The organism is Micromonospora sp. DT44 (assembly GCF_049841635.1).
Classification (GTDB): Bacteria; Actinomycetota; Actinomycetes; order Mycobacteriales; family Micromonosporaceae; genus Micromonospora.
Map to the genome: position 1 here is coordinate 17490 of NZ_JBNCKS010000054.1, position 14695 is coordinate 32184.

Annotated in this window: 16 protein-coding genes; 12 read left to right on the forward strand and 4 right to left on the reverse strand. The window is 70.3% G+C overall.

Annotated features, from left to right (window positions below; genetic code table 11):
• The first annotated feature begins 7 nt into the window (after positions 1-7).
• Together ACLQ25_RS25985 and ACLQ25_RS25990 are read left to right on the forward strand one after the other, a co-directional pair.
• On the forward strand, positions 8-337 hold the full coding sequence (locus tag ACLQ25_RS25985; RefSeq protein WP_425733415.1) for a phospholipase: 330 nt from the start codon (positions 8-10) through the stop codon (positions 335-337).
• A 458-nt stretch (positions 338-795) separates the two neighbouring features.
• A complete protein-coding gene (locus ACLQ25_RS25990) occupies positions 796-1053 on the forward strand; it encodes a WhiB family transcriptional regulator (protein ID WP_007455784.1) in 258 nt (85 codons plus the stop codon).
• A 52-nt stretch (positions 1054-1105) separates the two neighbouring features.
• On the opposite strand, the gene ACLQ25_RS25995 is transcribed toward ACLQ25_RS25990, so the two are convergent.
• Positions 1106-1555, reverse strand: a complete 450-nt coding sequence (locus tag ACLQ25_RS25995) for a metallopeptidase family protein (protein ID WP_007455785.1) — start codon at positions 1553-1555, stop codon at positions 1106-1108.
• A gap of 153 nt (positions 1556-1708) precedes the next feature.
• On the opposite strand from ACLQ25_RS25995, the gene ACLQ25_RS26000 reads away from it, so the two are divergent.
• On the forward strand, positions 1709-2077 hold the full coding sequence (locus ACLQ25_RS26000) for a DUF3499 domain-containing protein (RefSeq protein WP_425733416.1): 369 nt from the start codon (positions 1709-1711) through the stop codon (positions 2075-2077).
• Positions 2078-2087: 10 nt separating this feature from the next.
• Here the strand turns inward: ACLQ25_RS26000 and ACLQ25_RS26005 are convergent, their stop codons facing one another.
• Positions 2088-3482, reverse strand: coding sequence for an NAD(P)/FAD-dependent oxidoreductase (locus ACLQ25_RS26005; RefSeq protein ID WP_425733417.1), 1395 nt, complete (start codon positions 3480-3482; stop codon positions 2088-2090).
• On the reverse strand, positions 3467-4813 hold the full coding sequence (locus tag ACLQ25_RS26010; RefSeq protein ID WP_357129950.1) for an aspartate aminotransferase family protein: 1347 nt from the start codon (positions 4811-4813) through the stop codon (positions 3467-3469). Before ACLQ25_RS26010 ends, ACLQ25_RS26005 begins: the two co-directional genes overlap by 16 nt.
• Positions 4814-5452: 639 nt before the next feature.
• On the opposite strand from ACLQ25_RS26010, the gene ACLQ25_RS26015 reads away from it, so the two are divergent.
• From ACLQ25_RS26015 to ACLQ25_RS26025, 3 genes are read left to right on the forward strand one after another with little or no spacing between them, the layout of a single operon-like run.
• Positions 5453-6223: a DUF5753 domain-containing protein gene (locus ACLQ25_RS26015; RefSeq protein ID WP_425733418.1), complete on the forward strand. Its 771-nt coding sequence runs from the start codon at positions 5453-5455 to the stop codon at positions 6221-6223.
• Positions 6214-6402, forward strand: coding sequence for a DUF397 domain-containing protein (locus ACLQ25_RS26020; protein WP_425733419.1), 189 nt, complete (start codon positions 6214-6216; stop codon positions 6400-6402). The genes ACLQ25_RS26015 and ACLQ25_RS26020 overlap by 10 nt, the downstream gene beginning before the upstream one ends.
• A gap of 1 nt (position 6403) precedes the next feature.
• Complete coding sequence (locus ACLQ25_RS26025; RefSeq protein ID WP_425733420.1) at positions 6404-6592, forward strand: DUF397 domain-containing protein; 189 nt, start codon at positions 6404-6406, stop codon at positions 6590-6592.
• Positions 6593-6714: 122 nt separating this feature from the next.
• Here the strand turns inward: ACLQ25_RS26025 and ACLQ25_RS26030 are convergent, their stop codons facing one another.
• On the reverse strand, positions 6715-7227 hold the full coding sequence (locus tag ACLQ25_RS26030; protein WP_425733421.1) for an Lrp/AsnC family transcriptional regulator: 513 nt from the start codon (positions 7225-7227) through the stop codon (positions 6715-6717).
• Between the two features lie 214 nt (positions 7228-7441).
• Between ACLQ25_RS26030 and ACLQ25_RS26035 the strand changes: the two genes are divergently transcribed.
• The 6 genes from ACLQ25_RS26035 (at position 7442) to ACLQ25_RS26060 (ending at position 14296) form a co-directional block, all read left to right on the forward strand.
• A complete protein-coding gene (locus ACLQ25_RS26035) occupies positions 7442-8626 on the forward strand; it encodes an extracellular solute-binding protein (protein ID WP_425733422.1) in 1185 nt (394 codons plus the stop codon).
• A 5-nt stretch (positions 8627-8631) separates the two neighbouring features.
• Positions 8632-9783, forward strand: coding sequence for an ABC transporter ATP-binding protein (locus ACLQ25_RS26040; RefSeq protein WP_425733423.1), 1152 nt, complete (start codon positions 8632-8634; stop codon positions 9781-9783).
• Complete coding sequence (locus ACLQ25_RS26045) at positions 9780-10688, forward strand: ABC transporter permease (protein ID WP_425733424.1); 909 nt, start codon at positions 9780-9782, stop codon at positions 10686-10688. Before ACLQ25_RS26040 ends, ACLQ25_RS26045 begins: the two co-directional genes overlap by 4 nt.
• Positions 10685-11521 (forward strand): ABC transporter permease, encoded by an 837-nt coding sequence (locus tag ACLQ25_RS26050; RefSeq protein WP_355053570.1) that lies wholly within the window; start codon positions 10685-10687, stop codon positions 11519-11521. The genes ACLQ25_RS26045 and ACLQ25_RS26050 overlap by 4 nt, the downstream gene beginning before the upstream one ends.
• A 109-nt stretch (positions 11522-11630) precedes the next feature.
• Entirely contained in the window at positions 11631-13085 is a 1455-nt protein-coding gene (locus tag ACLQ25_RS26055; protein ID WP_425733425.1) for an NAD(P)/FAD-dependent oxidoreductase, read from the forward strand.
• A complete protein-coding gene (locus ACLQ25_RS26060; protein ID WP_425733426.1) occupies positions 13085-14296 on the forward strand; it encodes a saccharopine dehydrogenase family protein in 1212 nt (403 codons plus the stop codon). Before ACLQ25_RS26055 ends, ACLQ25_RS26060 begins: the two co-directional genes overlap by 1 nt.
• The last annotated feature ends 399 nt before the right edge of the window (positions 14297-14695 follow it).

The window sequence follows — 14695 nt, forward strand, 5'->3', positions numbered from 1 at the left end:
AGTAGTGGTGCACGAACACACGTACGGTCCGTCGGAGACGGGGAGTGTCGTCCTCGACCTGGGCGGCGACACCGGCGCCCTGATCGTCTACACCGGTCGGGATCTGCACGGCCGGGAGATCGAGATCAGCCGCGGTGACGATCGGCGGGTCCACTCGGCCGTCCGGGAGCGCCGGGTCCGGGACGGTTCGTTCCACAGTGCGGTCTACCCAGATCTTCCCGCCGGGATTTATACCGTCTGGTGGGACGAAAATACGTCCGCCGGCACGGTTTCTGTCCATGGTGGAGGGATTGCCGAGTTCGCCTGGCCGAGCAGCGGTTTTGGGGGTGCCGGCTGACCTCTGCGCACCCTGTTTCCCCTCGCACCCCGTCCACGATGTGGGCGGGGAGCGAACGCTGTCCACGGCTTGACGGGCGGTCTGCGTCGCGCCGCGTTAACCTGTCCCCCACCAAGATCAGCTTTGCGGAGGAGGTGCCGGTGCTCCACGGTCGGCGGGCCGTCCGGGGGAGCGCCACGGCAGAAAAGTCGGGCAACTCGCCGGAGAGGGCGTTACTCGGCCGGGGTCTGAATCGATAGGGCAGGTTGCGAGGCTGGACGGTCCTGGTGGCCGGCCAGGGTTGTCGGGAGGGCGACTCCATTATCAAGTTTGGCTTGACGGCGCACGCATTACACGCGTGTAATTTGAATGGGGTTGTTCGCACGGAACGCAACAAAACGGGACCGGACGGACACGCACGCCTTTCGCGTGGGGGGTTGCAGCGGCGATGACGCCGGTGCGCGACAAGGAGGCATTTGATGGACGGCCAGCTTGAGGTGGCCGACCTGCTCGGAAACGCGCCGGAGTGGCAGGAGCGGGCCTTGTGCTCGCAGACCGACCCCGAGGCGTTCTTTCCCGAGAAGGGCGGCTCGACCCGCGAGGCGAAGCGAATCTGCTCGCGCTGCGAGGTCAAGACCGAATGCCTCGAATACGCTCTCGGCCACGACGAGCGGTTCGGTATCTGGGGTGGGCTCTCGGAGCGGGAACGGCGCAAGTTGAAGCGGCGCGCCGCCTGAGCGGTACGGCGTCGGGGGTGGTGCGGAGTCGAGGCGGTGGGGGCCGCCCGGCTCAGGCCAGTTCGTCGGGGTCGACCCCGAGCAGGTTCGCCACCTGCTCGATGATCACGTCATGGACGAGGTCGGCGAGATCTTCGCGGTCCATCGCCCGGAACTCCAGGGGTCGGCGGTACAGCACGATCCGGGGCGGCACCTCCTGGCGGCCGGGGCGACCCGGCAACAGCCGGGCCAGCGGCACCTCGCCGTCCTCCAGCACATCCGAGTCGTAGACGTTCAGATCCGGCGGAACGTCCTCGACCGCGAACTCGACGCCGGCCAACTCCTTGGCGAAGCGTCGCTCCAGCGTCTCGACGGTGTCCAGGACCAGGTCGTCGAAGACCTCCGCCTTGGTCCGGGCCAGCGGCACGGTCGCCGGCACCAGGCGCCCGCGCAGGCCACGCCCGTGCCGGTCGCGGTGCGCCCGCCGGCCGGGGCCGGGGCGGCGGTGTTCCGGGCTCGTCATGAGGCAAAGGGTAGCCCCCGTGCCGGGTCGGCCAGCGGCACCGCCGCCAGCGTGGCGCGGCGCGACCCGAACCGCGAATTGTGATCACCGCGACGGGCGTGTCGCAACGCGAACCGGTGCGCCGGACCCGGTAATGGAGATACCCTGCCGCACGTGAGGTCACCACGGCGCTGCTCCCGTAACGGCTGCCCCCGGCAAGCGGTCGCCACATTGACCTATGTCTACAACGAGTCCACCGCCGTGGTCGGCCCGTTGGCGGCGTTCGCCGAGCCACACACGTACGACCTGTGTGAGCAGCACGCCCGCAGCCTCACCGCGCCGCGCGGCTGGGACGTGGTCCGGCACGAGGGTGAGTTCGAGCCGCTCCCGCCCACCACGGACGACCTGGTCGCGCTGGCCGAGGCGGTCCGCGAGGCGGCCCGCCCGGCGCCCCGCCCCCCGGAGCCCGACCAGCCCCGCCCGGAAAACCCCCACCAGACCGGCCGCCGAGGCCACCTCCGGGTAATCCCCCCCAACCACTGACCCGCAGCGGTCACTGGCCCAGGAGGCGGGCCAGGGTTTTGGCGCTTCGGGAGGGGCGGCCGGTTCGGGTTTCCTTGGCGTCGGCGCTGGTCATGACGCGCAGGGCCGCGTTCATCGCCAGCCAGCGCAGTGGTTCCGGCTCCCACCTTGGGGAGCGGTGGCCTACCCAGGGCAGGCTGGTCAGCTCGGTGCGCTCGCCGCGGATCAGGTCGGCCAGGGTCCGACCGGCCAGGTTGCTGGCACCCACCCCGTCCCCGACGTAGCCCCCCGCCCAGGCCAGCCCGTTGGCCCGGTCGAACCCGACCGAGGCGGCCCAGTCCCGGGCCACCCCGAGCGGTCCACCCCAGGTGTACGCCACCGGGACGTCCGGCCCGAGCACCGGGAACAGCTCGCCCAGGGTCCGCCGCAGCGCCGCGAAGACCCGCGGCTCCCGGTCCTGGCCGGGAGAGATCCGGGACCCGAAATGGTACGGAGCACCGCGCCCGCCGAAGGCCAACCGTCCGTCGGCGGTCCGCTGGCCGTAGATGATCACGTGCCGGTGGTCGGAGAACGTCTCCCGCTCCGTCAGGCCGATTCGTTCCCAGGCACGCTCCGGCAGCGGCTCGGTGGCCACCATCAGCGAGTACACCGGTGCCACCGCGCGACGCAGGCCAGGCAGCGTGGGCGTGTACCCCTCGGTGGCCCGCACCACCACCGACGCCCGCACGCTTCCCGCGTCGGTCACCGCCGCGCCGGACCGGATCGCGGTCACCGTGGTCCGCTCGTGGACCCTCACCCCGAGGCGTTCCACCGCCCGCGCGAGACCGCGCACCAGCTTCGCCGGGTGCACGGTCGCGCAGTGCGGGGTGTACGTCCCACCGCGTACCCCCTCGGCGCCGCACCTGGCGGCGGCCTCGCCGGCGTCGAGGAGCGCCAGGCGCTCGTCACCGAAGCCGAACGCGCGGGCCTCGTCCACGGCGGCGCGGGCCCGGACGAGCTGCGGTCCGGTCCGGGCGAGCGTGACAGTGCCGCCGTCCGCCCAGTCGCAGTCGATGCCCTCGGCCGCGACCACCCGGCCCACCGCAGGGACGGTGTCGCGCATCGCCCGCTGCATGGCGACCGCCGCGTCGCGGCCGTGCCGGCGGGCCAACCCGGTCAGCGACGTGGGAAGGAGCGCGGAGCACCAGCCGCCGTTGCGCCCCGACGCCCCGTACCCCGCGATCTCCTTCTCCAGGACGACGACCCGCAGCCTCGGGTCGGCCCGAGCCAGGTGGTACGCCGTCCACAGCCCGGTGTAGCCGCCGCCCACGATCACCACGTCGGCGTCCGTGTCGCCGGGCAACGGGGGCCGAGGTGTCAGCGGCTCGTCCAGGCTGGACAGCCAGTACGACAGCTCCTGGTAGCGCACGGTCAGAGCCGTGTCCACGCCTCGGTCAGCACTGTGCGGAGGATCTGCTCGATCTCGTCGAAGTGTCGCTGCTCGGCGATCAGCGGCGGGGCGAGCTGGATGACCGGGTCACCCCGGTCGTCGGCCCGGCAGTAGAGGCCTGCCTGGAACAGCGCGGTGGACAGGAAGCCGCGCAGCAGCCGCTCCGACTCGGCCTCGTCGAAGGTCTCCCGGGTGGTCTTGTCCTTGACCAGCTCGATGCCGTAGAAGTAGCCGTCGCCCCGGACGTCGCCGACGATCGGCAGGTCGTGCAGCTTCTCCAGGGTGGCGCGGAACGCGTCCTCATTGGCGCGTACGTGCCCGACGAGGTCCTCGCGGGCGAACACCTCGAGGTTGGCGAGGGCGACCGCACAGGACACCGGGTGCCCGCCGAAGGTCACCCCGTGGGCGAACATGCCGGTCTCGGTCAGGAACGGCTCCATGAGCCGGTCGCTGGCGATCATCGCGCCGAGCGGGGCGTACCCGGAGGTGATGCCCTTGGCGGTGGTGATGATGTCCGGCTGGTAGCCGTAGCGGACCGCCCCGAAGTACTCGCCGAGCCGACCCCACGAGCAGATCACCTCGTCGGAGACGAGCAGCACGTCGTACGCGTCGCAGATCTCCCGCACCCGCTCGAAGTAGCCGGGAGGGGGCGGGAAGCAGCCGCCGGAGTTCTGTACCGGCTCCAGGAAGACGGCGGCGACGGTGTCCGGCCCTTCGCGCTCGATGGCCCGGCCGATCTCGTCGGCGGCCCAGCGGCCGAACGCCTCGGGGTCGTCGCCGTGCTCCGGCGCCCGGTAGAAGTTGGTGTTCGGCACCTTGATCCCGCCCGGCACCAGCGGCTCGAAGTCGCTCTTGATGCCGGGCAGGCCGGTGATCGACAGCGCGCCCATCGAGGTGCCGTGGTAGGCGATGTAGCGGCTGACAACCTTGTACTTGTTGGGCTGGCCGGTGCGCTTGAAGTACGCCCGGGCCAGCTTCCACGCCGCCTCGACGGCTTCGGAGCCGCCGGTGGTGAAGAAGACCCGGTTCAGGTCGCCCGGCGTGAGCGAGGCGATCTTCTCGGCCAGCTCGACGGCCGTCGGGTGGGCGTACGACCAGAGCGGGAAGTAGGCCAGCTCACCGGCCTGCTTGGCGGCGGCCTCGGCCAGCTCGGTGCGGCCGTGGCCGGCGTTGACGACGAACAGCCCGGCGAGCCCGTCGAGGTACCGGCGGCCCTGCGCATCCCAGATGTACGCGCCCTCGCCGCGCACGATGGTCGGCACCTCGCCGGCGGAGTAGCTCGCCATCCGGGTGAAGTGCATCCAGAGGTGGTCGGTGGCGTCGGCCATGTCAGCCCCATCGATCGTCGGGCCGGTCAAGGGGTGAAGCCGGCCGCTCTGCCCACGGTTATCGCACAGTTCGGTGCCCTTCGGCAAGTGGTATCAGTGGCGTGACAGGCTGACTGCGACGGAATCAGCGAGTTGTTACGGCTGCGGCAACGGATTCCGCATCACCGGGCGGGGTCCGCCGGTAAGGGCTGCGACGCTGTCGAGCTGCCCCAGATATGGGGCACTCGCCTGCCTGCCCCCGCGCCTGCCTGCCCCCGCGCCGGCGTTTGTCCGCGCGGCATGGGTTGATCCACACCAGTTCGCCGATGTCGCGGTATTGGCACCTGCCTGATACCGCGACATCGGCGAAGTCGAGTGGATCAACCCGCAGGGCGGGCGCGGTGCGGGGTCGCGAGGCTGGTGGGGACACTTTGGGGGCGGTCATGGGGCGTCCTGGATCCGTGCCAACACGTCTCACCGCAACACGCCGGTAGGCCGGAGACATCGACACCCAGCGTCGCTAACGTGCGGCGCAGCGTGCACCGAGCGAACCTGCGGCTCTCTGCACCGAGCCGGGCGACAGAAGCGCTGCGGCGGGCAGGCCGGCCAGCGCTGCTCGAGCCGAACTGTGCGGTGTGCCCGGCGGGCGGGAGGATCGAGATGGCGAACGAGGCGTTGCGGGTGGCGGTGGCCGAGGCGGGGGAGACGGTCGAGTCGCTGGCCGAGAAGGTCCACGTCGATCCCAAGACGGCGGGCCGGTGGCTCGCCTCTGGGCGCATTCCGCATCCACGTACCCGGATCGCGGTCGCCGAGGTCCTGCGGCGCGACGCGGCCGATCTCTGGCCGGAGCCGTTCCGTCGCCGGGACCTGCCGTGGTTCCGGCCGTGGGCCGACCTCGAACAGGACGCCATCTCGCTGCGGTCATATGAGCCGCTGCTCGTGCCGGGCCTGCTCCAGACCGAGGGGTATGCCCGGGCGATCCTGAACACCGGCGGCCTGGTCCCACCATCCGAAGTGGACCAGATCGTAGCGAGTCGTATCGACCGGCAGGCGGTCCTACGGCGCGACGCTCCACCCCAGCTCATCGCGGTGCTCGACGAGGTGGTGCTCCGCCGGCCGGTCGGCGACGGCTCGGTGATGGCCGGTCAACTGCGGCACCTGGCCTCAGCGGCGGAGTGGGAGCACGTGCAGGTCCGAATCATCCCCGCCGAGAGCCCGTGGCACACCGGCTTGGCCGGGCCCTTCGTGCTGGGCCGCCTGCCCGACGGGACGGAATTGGCATATCTCGACAACCAGCTCCGCGGTCAGATCGTGACCGATCCTCTCGACGTCGCTAACCTGGGACGCAGGTGGGAGAGCGTCACAGGTGAGGCGCTGCCCCGACGCCAGTCGATCGAGCTGATCAGGGAAGTGGCCACGACATGGACATGACCGACGCGCGCTGGCGCACGGCGACCCGCAGCAGCAACAACGGTGGAAACTGCGTCGAGGTGGCGGACAACCTGCCCGGCCGGGTGCTGGTGCGCGACAGCAAGGACCGCGACGGCGGCACGTTGGCTTTCGCGCCGACCAGTTGGCGTTCCTTCGTCGAGCAGTTGCGGCAGGCGTGACGTGACCGACGCGCGCTGGCGCACGGCGACCCGCAGCAGCAACAACGGCGGCGACTGCGTCGAGGTGGCCGACAACCTGCCCAGTCGGGTGCTGGTCCGGGACAGCAAGGACCGTGACGGCGGCACCCTTACCTTCGCGCCGACCGCCTGGACGGCATTCGTCGACGCGGTCCGGTCAACGGCCGGCTGATCCACTCGGGTTCCCGGAAACCGGGCCATCAGAGCGGCACCAACACCCCGACTTCCTGCAACCCGAGTCGATCAAGCGCCGACCCCCGTCGATCAAGCCCCGAGTCGACCAAGGGGGAGCCGTCAGGCCGTACCCCAGGTGTAGGTCTGTTTGCGGAGCTTGAGGTAGACGAACGCCTCGGTCGAGAGCACCCCGGGCACCGCGCGTAGCCGTTGCAGGATCTCCAGCAGGTGGTCGTCGTTGCGGCAGACCACCTCGGTGAGCAGGTCAAACGATCCGGCGGTGATGACGACGTAGTCGACCTCGTCCAACTCGGCGAGCCGGTCGGCGACGGCCTCCAGGTCGCCGTCGGTACGCAGCCCGATCATCGCCTGGCGGGGGAAGCCGAGCTGGAGGGGATCGGTCACGGCGACGATCTGCATGACGCCGGAGTCGAGCAGTCGCTGTACCCGCTGGCGGACCGCCGCCTCGGACAGGCCGACCGCTTTGCCGATGGTGGCGTACGGCCGGCGGCCGTCCTCCTGAAGCTGCTCGATGATCTGCTTGGCCACGTCGTCCAGCAGAGCGTGGTTGGCACCTTCACGCACAGTGACGCGGCGACCGCCGCCACCGCTCTCGTGCTGCCGGTTCGTCATCGTGCGCTCCCCATGTCCGAATCCTGATGTCGCGCGTGTATCCCCGCGCAGTCTGGCGTATTTCGTCGTCAACTGCTAATCCCGCAACGGAATCCCTTGTAAGGGAGGTTTCCTCATGTCAGGATCAGTGCTCCCTGGCACTTGACCCTCCCGACATTCCCGCCGGCGCGCCTCCCCCGTCCCGCCGCCGACGATGACCCCCCTAGGAGTCGTCATGCGTACTCCCCTCCGGCCCCTCTCCCGGCGTGGACTGCTCACCGGCACCCTCGGCTCGGCCGCCCTTCTCGCCGCGGGCGGCAGCCTCGCCGGCTGTGGCACCAAGGGCGCCCAACAGACCGAGGCCGGCTGCGTCAGCGAGGACCTGTCCGCTACGGAGAAGAAGCTCGCCTTCTCCAACTGGCCGCAGTACATGGACGTCGACGAGAAGGACGAGTCCAAGCGGCCGAGCCTGGACGAGTTCATCACGAAGACCGGCATCCAGGTGACCTACACCGAGGACATCAACGACAACAACGAGTTCTTCGGCAAGGTGCAGAACCAGCTTGCCGCCTGCCAGAGCACCGACCGGGACATCATCGTGCTGACCGACTGGATGGCGGCGCGGATGATCCGGCTCGGCTGGATCCAGAAGCTCGACCCGGCGAAGATCCCGAACGTGCAGGCGAACCTGCTGCCGTCGCTGCTCAAGCGTCCCTTCGACACTGAGAACCGGATCTCGATCCCGTGGCAGTCCGGCCTGGCCGGGTTGGCGTACAACGGCAGCGTCACCAAGGAGCTGCGGACCGTCGACGAGTTGCTGACCCGCCCCGACCTCAAGGGCAAGGTGACGGCGCTGAGCGAGATGCGCGACACCATGGGTCTGCTGCTCGGCTCCAACGGGCACGACCCGTCGAACTTCACCGCCGCCCAGTTCGACGACGCGCTCAACAAGCTCAAGAAGGCCGTCGACTCCGGGCAGATCCGCAAGTTCACCGGCAACGACTACGCACCCGACCTGGCCAAGGGTGACATCGCCGCCTGCATCGGGTGGTCCGGGGACGTCATCCAGCTCTCCAGCGAGAACGAGAAGGTGCAGTTCGTCGCGCCCGACTCCGGAGTGATGCTCTACAGCGACAACATGTTGGTCCCCAACAAGGCCGCTCACAAGGGCAACGCCGAGGCGCTGATCAACTACTACTACGAGCCGGCCGTCGCCGCGAAGCTCGCCGCGTACGTCAACTACATCTGTCCCGTGAAGGGCGCCCAGGCCGAGATGGAGAAGATCGACCCGGATCTGGCCGCCAACCCGCTGATCTTCCCGGACGACGCGCTGCTGGCGAAGTCCAAGGTCTTCATGGCCCTGGACGAGAAGCAGGAGAAGGAGTACGAGGGCAAGTTCCAGCAGGTCATCGGGGCGTGACGAGGATGACGCGCGAGACACCCGCCGGCGATCTGCGCCTGGCCGACCTCACCAAGCGGTTCGGCATCTTCACCGCCGTCGACGACCTCAGCCTGACGATCCCGCAGGGCTCGTTCTTCGCGCTGCTCGGCGCGTCCGGCTGCGGCAAGACCACCACCCTGCGGATGATCGCCGGGCTGGAGGAGCCCACCAGCGGTCAGGTGCTGCTCGGCGACACCGACATCGCCCGGCTGCGCCCGTACAAGCGGCCGGTGAACACGGTCTTCCAGAGCTACGCGCTCTTTCCGCACCTCACCATCTTCGAGAACGTGGCCTTCGGGCTGCGCCGACGCGGTATCCGCTCGGTCGACGACGAGGTCCGGCGGATGCTGTCGCTGGTGCAGCTCGACGGCTTCGGCCCGCGCCGTCCGGCGCAACTCTCCGGCGGCCAGCAGCAGCGCGTCGCACTGGCCCGCGCGCTGATCAACAAGCCGCAGGTGCTGCTGCTCGACGAGCCGCTGGGCGCGCTCGACCTCAAGCTGCGCCGGCAGATGCAGATCGAGCTGAAGCGCATCCAGACCGAGGTCGGCATCACCTTCGTGCACGTCACCCACGACCAGGAGGAGGCCATGACCATGGCCGACACCGTCGCGGTGATGAACGCCGGCCGCATCGAGCAGCAGGGCGCTGCGGTCGACATCTACGAGTTCCCGGCCACCGCGTTCGTGGCGAACTTCCTCGGCCAGTCCAACCTCCTCGCCGGCGAGGCCGCCGGCACGAGCGGCGGCGAGGTCGCGGTGACGGCGCACGGTTCGCGCTTCTCGGTGCCCGCCGGCCGCTCGCGCGCCGACCGGGGTCCGGTCCACCTGGGGGTACGCCCGGAGAAGCTGCAACTGGTCGGCTCCGCCGACCAGGTCCCCCACGGACACCAACACGTCACCGGTGTCGTCACCGACGCCTCCTACGTGGGCGTCAGCACGCAGTACCTGCTGCGCACCGGCTGGGGCACCGAACTGTCGGTCTTTGCCGCCAACAGCGGCGCGGCAACGCGGGTCCCGGTCGGCGGTGAGGCCGTGGCGTACTGGGATCCACGGCACGCGTTCCTGCTGCCCCGTGACGCCGCCGACGCCGACCGGACCTCTCCGGTGCTCGACGAGCCGGTGGGTGCGTCGTCGTGACCCTCCTGGCGCCCACCAAAGCGGGCCAACCGCCGCCCGCGGCGCCGGCGACCCGGTCCGGGCGGTACCGCCTCCTGCCGTACCTGCTGCTGTTGCCCGGCGCGGCCTGGCTGCTCGTCTTCTTCGGTGTGCCGCTGGTGCAGCTCGCCGCCGCGAGCCTGTACGACCCCGGCGGCTCGCTCTCCACCGGGTACGCGATGACCTGGGCGTTCGGCAACTACCCGGACGTGGTGCAGGCGTACTGGCCGCAGCTCCTGCGCTCGTTCGGCTACGCCGGGCTGGCCCTGGTGGTGGCGCTGCTGCTGGGCTACCCGTTGGCGTACGCAATCGCGCAGAAGGCCGGCCGGTGGAAGAACCTGCTGCTGGTGTGCGTGGTCGCGCCGATGTTCACCAGCTTCCTGGTGCGTACGCTGGCCTGGAAGACGATCCTGTCCGACAACGGCGCGCTCGTCGGGCTGCTGCGTGACGTGCACCTGCTCGCCCCCGACGGTCGGCTGTTGGCCACGCCGTTCGCGGTGGTGCTCGGCCTCACGTACAACTTTCTGCCGTTCCTCGTGCTGCCGCTGTACGCGAGCCTGGAGCGGCTCGACGGGCGGCTGCTGGAGGCGGCCGCCGACCTGTACGCGAGCCCGGTGCAGGCGTTCCGCCGGGTGACCCTGCCGCTGTCGATGCCCGGCCTGGTCGCCGGCACGCTGCTGTTCTTCATCCCGGCCAGCGGCGACTACATCAACGCCGAACTGCTCGGCACCCCCAACGAGTACATGGTCGGCAACGTCATCGACTCGGCGTTCCTGGTCCGGCTGGACTACCCGCAGGGCGCCGCGCTGTCGTTCCTGCTGATGGCGGCGATCCTCGCGGTGGTCTTCGGCTACCTGCGTCGGGCAGGCACGGAGGAGGTGCTGTGAGGATTTCGCGCTGGCTGGCTGATCGCTGGGTGATGATCGTGGCGTTGCTGGTGCTCGGCTACCTGTCGCTGCCGATCCTGGTGGTGGCGGGGCTGTCGTTCAACCGCCCGTCGAGCCGACTGTCGTACGACTTCAACGAGTTCACCCTCGACAACTGGCGGCAGCCCTGCGCCACCTCGGACATGTGCGACGCGGTAGTCCGCAGCGTGCAGATCGGCTTTCTCGCCACGGTGGTCGCCACCGTTCTCGGGACGCTGATGGCGTTCGCGCTGGTCCGGCACCGCTTCCGGGGTCGGGCCGGCGTCAACGTGCTGATCTTCCTGCCGATGGCCACCCCGGAGCTGGTGATGGGCACGTCGCTGCTGGCCCTGTTCGTCTCGGCCGGGGTGCCGCAGGGCTTCTGGACCATCGTCATCGCACACGTCATGTTCTGCGTGTCGTTCGTGGTGGTCACCGTGAAGGCACGGCTCGCCGGGATGGACCGGCGGCTGGAGGAGGCCGCCATGGACCTCTACGCCAGCGAGTGGCAGACCTTCCGGCGGATCACCCTGCCGCTGGTGCTGCCCGGCATCGTGGCCGCCGCCCTGCTGGCCTTCTCGTTGAGCTTCGACGACTTCATCATCACCAACTTCAACGCCGGCACGACAGTGACGTTCCCCATGTACGTCTGGGGTGCCGCCCAGCGGGGCATCCCGCCGCAGGTCAACGTCATCGGCACCGCGATGTTCGCGATCGCGCTGCTGCTGGTGGGGCTCAGCTCGCTGCGCGGGCGGCGGGAACGCCGTGCCAACCTGCTGGCCGTTCCGACACCGCAGGCGCGGCGGCCGTCATGACCACGGCCCGGCGCGCTGATCGGAATGGCCGTCCTGCGGCGAGCCGGCGCGCTGATCGGGATGGCTGTCCTGCCCGGGGCCGCTCGACCTGCGCACCGGGTCGGCCGTCGTGACGCCCGCGCACGTCGGCCGGGCGCTGGCCGACGCGTCGCCCGTGCCGTACTGGCTCGACCGCAAGGAGCGCCCCGACCCGCTGCCGCCGCTCACCGGCGCGCAGACCGCCGACCTGCTCGTCATCGGCGGCGGGTACGGCGGGCTCTGGGCCGCCCTGGAGGCCAAGCGCGCCGACCTGGAGCGGGACGTGCTGCTCGTCGACGCGGGCACCTGCGGGTGGGCCGCCTCCGGACGCAACGGCGGGTTCTGCGCCGCCTCGCTCACCCACGGTCTCGCCAACGGCGTCGACCGGTTCCCCGACGAGATCGGCGAGCTGGAACGCCTGGGCCGGGAGAACCTCGACGCCATCGCCGCCACCGTCGCCGAGTTCGACATCGACTGCGACTTCGAGCGCACCGGCGAACTGGCCGTCGCCGTCGAGCCGTACCAGCTTGACGGGCTGGTCGCCGACGCGGAACGGGCCCGCCGGTACGGCCACCAGGTGCGGCTGCTCGACGCCGACGAGGTACGCGCCGAGGTCAACTCGCCGACCTACCTGGGCGGGATGGTCGACGCCGACCGGGTCGCCATGGTGGACCCGGCGAAACTGGCCTGGGGACTGCGCCGCGCCTGCCTCGCCCTGGGCGTACGCGTGCACGAGCACACCCGGGTCACCGGGCTGCGCGCCGACGGCGTCGCGCTCCGGGCGGACACCCTCGGCACGGATCCGGTCGACGCGCGCGGTCCGGCCGCACCCGTGTCGGGTCGCCCCGGCGTCGTCCGCGCCCGCCGGATCGTGCTGGCCACCAACGCGTTCCCGCCGCTGCTGCGCCGGCTGCGCGCGTACGTGGTGCCCGTCTACGACCACGTGCTGATGACCGAACCGCTCATCCCGGCCCAGCGCGACGCGATCGGCTGGCGCAACCGGCAGGGGCTCGCCGACACCGGCAACCAGTTCCACTACTACCGGATCACCCGCGACGGGCGGATCCTCTTCGGCGGCTACGACGCCGTCTACCACTACGGCAACCGGGTCGCCCCGAAGCTGGAACAGCGCCCAGCCACCTTCACCGCCCTCGCGCAGCACTTCTTCACCACGTTCCCGCAGCTCGCGGACGTGCGCTTCAGCCACCGCTGGGGCGGTGTCATCGACACCTGCACCCGGTTCTGCCCGTTCTACGGCACCGCCTTCGGCGGTCGACTGGCGTACGCGGCCGGGTACACCGGCCTCGGCGTCGGCGCGACCCGATTCTCCGCCCGTGTCCTGCTCGACCTGCTGGCCGGCGAGGACACCCCGCTGACCCGGCTCGACCTCGTACGCCGCAAGCCCCTGCCGTTCCCGCCGGAACCCGTCCGCGCGGTCGGCATCAATCTCACCCGCCGGTCGATGGCCCGTGCCGATGCGCGTGGGGGCCGGCGTGACCTGTGGCTCCGTACTCTCGATCGTCTTGGTTTGGGGTTTGATTCCTGATGCGTGTCCTGCTCGTCGGCGCCGGTGGCGTCGGCTCCGCCGCCGTAGCCATCGCCGCCCGACGGACCTTCTTCGAGACGATGGTCGTGGCCGACCACGACCCGCAGCGCGCGGCCCGCGCGGTGGCCGCGCACGGCGGCCGTTTCGTCGCCGCCCAGGTCGACGCCTCCTCGGCCGACGCGATCACCGCGCTGTGTCGGGATCACCGGATCACCCACGTGCTCAACGCCGTCGACCCGCGCTTCGTCATGCCCATCTTCGACGGCGCGTTCGCGGCTGGCGCGGACTACCTGGACATGGCGATGTCGCTGTCCCGCCCGCACCCGTCGCAGCCGCACGTCGAGACCGGCGTGAAGCTCGGCGACGAGCAGTTCGCGGCGGCCGACGCCTGGTCCGCGGCCGGGCGGCTGGCGCTCGGCGGCATCGGCGTGGAACCGGGACTGTCCGATGTGTTCGCCCGGTACGCCGCCGAGGAGCTGTTCAGCGAGATCGACGAGATCGGGGTCCGGGACGGCGCGAACCTCACCGTCGACGGCTACGACTTCGCTCCCACGTTCTCCATCTGGACCACGATTGAGGAATGCCTCAACCCGCCCGTGATCTGGGAGGCCGACCGCGGCTGGTACACCACCGAGCCGTTCAGCGAGCCGGAGGTCTTCGACTTCCCGGAGGGGATCGGGCCGGTCGAGTGCGTCAACGTGGAGCACGAGGAGGTGCTGCTCATCCCGCGCTGGGTGAAGGCCCGGCGGGTCACCTTCAAGTACGGGCTGGGCGAGGAGTTCATCGACGTCCTCAAGACGCTGCACAAACTCGGTCTGGACGGCGTCTCCCCGGTGCGGATACGCGGGGTCGACGTGTCCCCGCGCGACGTGGTAGCGGCCTGCCTGCCCGACCCGGCCACCCTCGGCGCGCGGATGCGCGGCAAGACCTGCGCCGGCACCTGGGTACGCGGGTTGGGCCCGGACGGGCGGCCCCGGGAGGTCTACCTCTACCACGTGGTCGACAACGAGTGGTCGATGAGCGAGTACGGCCACCAGGCGGTCGTCTGGCAGACCGCCGTCAACCCGGTGGTGGCGCTCGAACTGCTCGCCACCGGCGCGTGGAGCGGCACTGGGGTGCTAGGCCCAGAAGCCCTACCCCCAAAACCCTTCCTGGACCTGCTGACGAACTACGGCTCCCCCTGGGCCCTACGCGAAACCCCCACCCGCTGACCCTCTGACCCCCGTCGATCTTGCACTTCCTGCGGCGGCATTGCTTGCCTATCGGGCATATCTTCGACAGAAAGTGCAAGATCGACGAGGTGGGGACGGGGTCCGGTCGGCTTGCTGACAGGGCTTGGGGTGGGCTCTGGGTCGTGGGGTTGGGCGGTCTGGGGGTTGTGGGAATTGGGTTGTTGGCGGGGATTTTGCGGCGGGGCGGTCGCACTATTGGCCACGGCCTGACGGGCCCAACGGTTGTGTCGACGTGTCGACTCGTCGCCCACCTGACACGGTCGGAGATGCAGGTCGCGCCCACCGATTGATCGACTCCCAGGCGAACGGCGCGGGCAATCGACGCGACGGTGGATATTGCGGACAGTGATTGCGGCGACACTTCTCCGCGTGACGATG

Bases quoted from the DNA above. Each gene is read 5' to 3' on its own strand.
- ACLQ25_RS26035 (WP_425733422.1), top strand. From the start codon at position 7,442: ATGCGTACTCCCCTCCGGCCCCTCTCCCGGCGTGGACTGCTCACCGGC.
- ACLQ25_RS26015 (WP_425733418.1), top strand. From the start codon at position 5,453: ATGGCGAACGAGGCGTTGCGGGTGGCGGTGGCCGAGGCGGGGGAGACG.
- ACLQ25_RS26060 (WP_425733426.1), top strand. From the start codon at position 13,085: ATGCGTGTCCTGCTCGTCGGCGCCGGTGGCGTCGGCTCCGCCGCCGTA.
- ACLQ25_RS26010 (WP_357129950.1), bottom strand. From the start codon at position 4,813: ATGGCCGACGCCACCGACCACCTCTGGATGCACTTCACCCGGATGGCG.
- ACLQ25_RS26020 (WP_425733419.1), top strand. From the start codon at position 6,214: ATGGACATGACCGACGCGCGCTGGCGCACGGCGACCCGCAGCAGCAAC.
- ACLQ25_RS25995 (WP_007455785.1), bottom strand. From the start codon at position 1,555: ATGACGAGCCCGGAACACCGCCGCCCCGGCCCCGGCCGGCGGGCGCAC.
- ACLQ25_RS26040 (WP_425733423.1), top strand. From the start codon at position 8,632: ATGACGCGCGAGACACCCGCCGGCGATCTGCGCCTGGCCGACCTCACC.
- ACLQ25_RS25990 (WP_007455784.1), top strand. From the start codon at position 796: ATGGACGGCCAGCTTGAGGTGGCCGACCTGCTCGGAAACGCGCCGGAG.
- ACLQ25_RS26030 (WP_425733421.1), bottom strand. From the start codon at position 7,227: ATGACGAACCGGCAGCACGAGAGCGGTGGCGGCGGTCGCCGCGTCACT.